Source organism: uncultured Campylobacter sp. (assembly GCF_963517995.1).
Classification (GTDB): domain Bacteria; phylum Campylobacterota; class Campylobacteria; order Campylobacterales; family Campylobacteraceae; genus Campylobacter_A.
The window spans coordinates 1-5,368 of sequence record NZ_CAUQHQ010000144.1; the positions used below are offsets into that span (position 1 = coordinate 1).

The 5,368-nt window shown below is 41.4% G+C and carries 3 protein-coding genes; all 3 read left to right on the forward strand.

The window, feature by feature from the left end; translation table 11 throughout:
* Positions 1–2,331 (forward strand): hypothetical protein (locus tag RYL88_RS11180; protein WP_314991331.1); only part of this gene is annotated, 2,331 nt, incomplete at its 5' end.
* Between the two features lie 74 nt (positions 2,332–2,405).
* Positions 2,406–2,561 (forward strand): hypothetical protein, encoded by a 156-nt coding sequence (locus RYL88_RS11185; protein ID WP_314991333.1) that lies wholly within the window; start codon positions 2,406–2,408, stop codon positions 2,559–2,561.
* A gap of 195 nt (positions 2,562–2,756) precedes the next feature.
* The coding region (locus tag RYL88_RS11190) for a surface layer protein SapB11 (RefSeq protein ID WP_314991335.1) at positions 2,757–5,368 on the forward strand (2,612 nt) is incomplete at its 3' end.

Genomic DNA, 5,368 nt, shown 5'->3' on the forward strand with positions numbered 1-5,368 from the left:
AACAACGACGGTACCCTAGATCTAGCTAACGCGCAAAGCGTGAAGAGCGTGACCGTAGCTAGGGATAGCAACTACGTTAGCGCGACTAACTCGGCCATAGATACCTTAAACGTAGATACGAATAAGGGCGAAGCGTTTGTGACGAACATAACTACGCCGGGACTAAAAACGATAAATTACGTAAATTCAAATCCTGACGAACATCATTATCTTAATTGGAGCGCGGGCACGACAAGAGCGGTTGTAGCGAATGAAGCTACAAAAATAGCTCTAAAAATTGACGCTCGCTCAAGCGTGAATCATATCGGCATGGACGGCCCTCCCGATACTCGCGGTGCGTCTGAATACCTAGAAGCCTCTAAAATGAAAAGTATAGATATCAATATCGACAAAAGCGCTGATATAAACAAATACCAAGCCGTAAGTTACTGGCTCAAAGACGCCGTATCGCTCGAGACAATAAACTACGTAAATAAAAACGACGAAAACTCGTTTACGATCAAGGTTAAGACGATGAACGACGATAAATCAAACGATTTTGATAAAGTTCATACGTTAAACGTAAAAACCGGCAATGCTTTCGGTATTTTTGAGACGTATATCTTAGATCCTAAGAGAATAGCTTTAAAAAATATATCCGAGATAAATTTGGAGGGTGTTGTTCAAATCGACGGCACTTCAAATTCCGATATCGCATTGGGCGAATTAGGCAACTCTAGCTCGCTACGTGGCATAAATTTAACTGCAAAGAATTTAAATGAGCTTAGCACTTTCAACGTCATTACAAATACGCAGGTAAACGCTAGATTCAATCTAAATTTAGAAAATATAAAAGGCAATGTAGCCATAGGCGAACAAGACGCTACCGAAAACCCGACCCCGCTCATAAAATCGGGCAATACCGTAGTTACGGCTAAAAATTTGCAAAAAAACTTTACCTTTGCCAACCTTGACGCCGATACTATAGCTACAAATAGCACCGATAACGTAAGGCTAGTTTTTGACAAGGTAAAGGGCGATGTCAAATTCGGAACTATAAAAAATTTAAGCTCGCTAGACGGAGATTTTAGAAATATAGACAAGACATTAGTTATCGGTCATATGATAAATTCAAAGAGCAACTCTGCGGTTTCTTTAAATTTAGAAAACATTAAAGAAAATGTAAGTCTAGGCGGAATAAAAAGTAGCCGACTGGATATAAAAGCTAAAAATTTAGATAAAGATTTTATGGTTACAGGAGTGTTTGATCTAATGGGGGCGACGAACTCCGTGGCTCATGACGCTAGTTTTTCTTTTGACGGCATTAAAGGTAGCGTAAGAATAGGCGATATTTTTAATTTTAATAACGTAAAATTTGATGCTAAGAACGTAGACGGAAGCTTTGATTTAGATACTTTTGATAACGTTGCGGACAATGCTACGGTAACCTATAATTTTAAAAATATGAACGGTAACGTAAATGCGGGCGATGTAAACTACGGCTCAAGCAATGCAGTAGGCCTAAAATACTCATTGACTGCCGATAATTTAGCTCAAAGACTACAGATAGGCACTATCGGTATAAAAGAATCATCGCCTACGGATATACATGAGGGTTCGGTAAACATCAACGCCGGCATAACCCAAGGACAAGTGGCTATTGGTACGATAACGACAGGTGCAGACTCTACTGTAAAAATCGATCTAAGCCAAAGCTTGCAAGCAAATAACGTAGGCAATATAACTGGCGGTAACGTAACGTTTAAAAGCTCGGTTATAAGTCCGACCGTTCAAGCCGTAAATATAGCGTTAGTCGCAAGAGAGGGTATAAATGTAGCTCCGAAAGCTCACGTAACGGGCTCGGTAGGACAGGATGAGTTTGTTTTCGGTCTCGGTTCCGGCGGCTCCGACGATGCTAAAAGCTATACTGTAGCCGGAGACTTAGGGGATGGCTGGGATAACTATCTCTTTGATATATCTACCTCAAGTATTGCAAAGCTAAACAAGGTGGACTTTAGCGGCCTAAAAAACGTGGAGGAGGGCGTTATCAACCTAGACGGAACGGTTTTAGCTACAAATACGCAGTCGGACTCTAAGTCATTAAATATTATAGGTACGGACGGAAACGATACTTTTAATGTTTCTGGAGCACTGGTATCAGGTACTACAAGTAAGCCTTACGTCTTGATCTTAGAAGGGGGCAGAGGCTTGGATGAGTATAAACTCATAGCAACTTATACGGATACCGACGTAACCAAATATGTAGCTATAAAGGGTATTAAAAAGTTAGATAAAATAACCCTAGGCGCGGCCGTAACCGATAATGAAATAAAAAAATATCCACGTATCTAGACAACGAAACTAGCCTTAAAAACGCCGTCAATAAAGTTCTAAACGCCGCCGATGCGTCTGCGACGGCTAACACTATGTACGCTTTTATGTATAAAAACGATACGTATTTGATCCAAGACGCAAACGGAGCGCAAGACGATATTACGGTTAATGATAGCTTAATCAAACTGGCCGGATATCACATCGATAACCTAAATCCATACGTGTCTGGTACGGAGATAACTATATAAATTTGAGCTAATCGTTTGTCGCCGATTATAATCCGAGGTCAAATTTCGGCCTCGGTATCCGTCTGATATATACATTTTTTCTGTGAGCGGATTTTTTAAATTTTCTATTTTCCGACTTTTTTATGATATAATTAGCGATAGTATTCTGTAAAGATACCCAAAAAACTCAAGAAAACACTAAAAAAGGAGTCCTTAATGGCAGTAACACAAGCGCAAGTCGCCCAGCTTTATGTGGCATTATTTAACAGAGCGCCCGAGGGCGCGGGCTTTAATGCGTGGGTAGCAGCAGGCGCTACCAAAACCGTAGCCCAGATGGCAAACGAGATGCTAGCATCTCCTGCTACGCCGCCTTATTTCGCAAGCATGGGCGTGGATGTAAGCACTGATAGAGGCTACGTAGAGCTTATCTATAAAAATATCCTAGGTAAAGACTATACCCAAGACCCGGACGGCATCAACGCATGGGTTAGACACTTGCAACTAGGAAACTCAAGGGGCGATACGCTAGTAAAATTATTTGAAGTAGCAACCTCGGCTGAGGCTAGAGCAGCTGATCCGGTAGCAGCGCAAACCTTTGCAAACAAAACAGAAGTATCGGCATACATGGCTCAAAAGATCGCTTCTATAGATAGCGACGGCAACGGCGGATACGACTATACTCCGTTTCAAGAGATCATCAGATCTACGAACTCTACGAATTTAGCCGCGCAAAAAGCTAGAATCGATGCGATGGCTACCGTTACCACTCACACATTGACCACCGAGGACCAAACTATCACCGGCGGCGAGGGACTAGACGTGTTTAGCGCGGTTTCTAGCTCGTATGCGGATAGAAACACTCTAAAAGTAAACGATAAGCTAGACGGCGGTAGAGGTACCGACGCGCTAAACGTCGCGGTAAACGATAGCTTTACGGGCTTTGTGGACGGCTATGCGAAAAATATCGAAATTTTAAACCTAACAAACACTTCCGACTCTCAAAGAATTTTTAATGCCGCTAAGATTGATGGATTAAAATCGGTATCTACTACCGGAACAAACGGTATTCGAATAACCGATCTTGCAAGCATCGTAAATTTAACGGTAAACGGCCAAAAAGATGCAACCAAAATAGGTATTATCTATAATACAAATTTAACTAGCGGCTCTAATGATGTGCAAAATCTAACCCTAAATAATGTGGGCAGAGAGACCGCCGTTGCCGAGGCTACAGCCACCGATAGGCATGTAAAGTCAATGAAGGTCGAATTTAACGGTATCGAAACGTTAAACATCACCACAAAAGACGCTAAAAGCTATATAAAAGAAGTTCAAAATAAAGCTATAACGGTAAAAGGCGCAGCGGATCTAGATATCGCAACGAAGGATAGAGATACGACCCCTGCTAGTACGGATTTCGTAAAAAACCTTGATGCCTCTACTATGACTGGAAATTTAACTGCGGATCTAAGCGATTCCCGCAAATATAGCTCCGTAAAAAGTGGTAGCGGCAACGACACTATAGTGGTTGGCGAGCTTACTGTTAATTCTTCCTCTATCGACGCTGGCGCCGGCACCGATACTCTCCAGGTTAGAAGTCTCCAAGGCCTAAAAAAGATGACGTTAAAGGGCGTAGAAAATATCGAGTTATTGGATAAAAACCCTAGCGGCGTAACTAGACTAGACTTGGTCGGACAAAACGATATAGAGACCCTAAAAGTAGGTCAGCTAGACAATGAACTAGTCGTAACCAGCTCAAGTATTAAAACGGTAAATTTAACTAAAAAAGTCAGCCCGTATGCTACGGACGCGGAGGGTAACGGCGCAGGTAAAGTCCACGTAAACGATACCTCTGTAGAGACTGTAAACTATAAGATAGATAACGCGACTTCGCCTACGGCTATGGCGGGCAAGATCAGATTATCAGAATCTAGAAACGTTACCGTAAATTTAGACGCTTCAGTCATAACGACTGCCGGCTCTACTAACTCAGATAGCATACTAGAGTTACCTAAAGCTAATACCTTAAATCTAAACGTAAACACTACGGTAGATTCAGGTATAAGTCTAGATAACTCGACCTTGCTAAAAACCGTAAACATAGTTAGCACAAACCCTAATAAATTTACTCTAAAAACCGATACGAATTCTACAAATATTGCTAAACTAAATTTAACAACTTCTGGAAGCTTTGATCTAGGTAATAACGATACGCTTAAATTCGTCTCTGATATAAACGTAAAAGGAGGCGCGCCTTTAGCAGTAGGTTCTCTTATCGACCTTAAAAATTTAGGTTCTATAAGCTCCGAAAACGGCGTAAGCGTGAAAGTAAACGACCTAACTACTAGTACTCTAGGCGGCGCAACGGTTAAAAATCTTAACATTGGCGATATTACGACAAAAGAAGCCAGCAATGCGGGTGCAAATATTAATCTAAAAAATATCACTAACGGCGTAAAAGTAGGCGTAATAAAAGTTGGCGGCGAAGTGAATTTGGTGGCAAATAACGTAGGATGGTTAGAAATAGGCGGTGACATAACCTCTAAAAAAAGCGGGATTACCTTTGACGTTAGTTCGGTTAGACATGACGTTAAAATAGGTGTCGGCAGCACTCTAGCGGCTCAAAACGATATCAATATCACAGCTAAAGATATTGAAGGCAAGCTTGATATAGGTAAGCTTATAGCTAAAAATATCGTAATCAACGCTACTAATATCAAAAGCATCCATGATAGAACCGCTACGTCTACGACTTTAAAAATAGACGACATAGACCACTCTACTCCTGCTGATAGAGTCGTCGATAGCCTAAAGATTACTCTAAAGGA